Annotated in this window: 1 pseudogene; it reads left to right on the top strand. The window is 76.0% G+C overall.

Annotated features, from left to right (window positions below):
* Positions 1–778 (top strand): annotated as a pseudogene (locus DKL51_RS03895) (LuxR family transcriptional regulator); the annotation flags it as partial.

The raw sequence follows: 778 nt of genomic DNA on the forward strand, positions 1-778 counted from the left end.
GCTCGGCAATCTCCACCGCCTCCCGCATCACCGCCAGCCCGCCGTCCGGGTCCTCCAGGAACGCCTCGCTGAAGCCGAGCGGGTCGCCGAGCTGGGGCTGGGGCGTACCTGGGAGACCCGGCTGCTGGCCATCGCCACCAACGGGCTGTTCCGGGTCGGGCAGTGGTCCGAGGCGGAGAAGGTGGTCGCGGCGGCGCTGCGGCACCGCCCGTCCGGCGCCGACGCGGTCGAGCTGCTGCTCGCCCGCTGCCGGCTCTCCGTCGGGTACGGCGACATCGAGGCCTCCGACCGGGACCTGGAGGCGGTGGCCACCGTGCTGGCCGGCGGCGGGGCCCGGCACGTGCTGCCGATGCTGATCCTCCGCGCCGGGCTGGCCATGTGGGAGGGGCGGCACGACCTGGCCCGGCAGGCAGTGCAGCGCGGCCTGACCGAGAGTCGCTCCGACGACGTGATCGTGCTGGCCACCCTGGCCTGGCACGGGTTGCGGGCCGAGGCGGAGGCGTACGCCAGCCGCACCATCGAGGTCGACCAGACGGCGGTCCGCCGGCTGCGGGAGGTCGTCGACCGGGTCACCCGCAAGAGCGGGCACGCCGCCGGCCCGGTGCGCTACATCGTCGACGGGTTCCTCGCCCTGTGCGACGCCGAGGTGAGCCGGCTGGACGGCAAGGGCGACCCGGAGCTGTGGGCCCGCTCGGCGGCCGAGTGGGACCGGCGCAACCATCCCTACCCGGCGGCGTACTCCCGCCTGCGGCAGGCCGAGGCGTTGCTGGCCCGGCGC

The organism is Micromonospora globispora, assembly GCF_003857015.1.
Classification (GTDB): Bacteria; Actinomycetota; Actinomycetes; order Mycobacteriales; family Micromonosporaceae; genus Micromonospora; species Micromonospora globispora.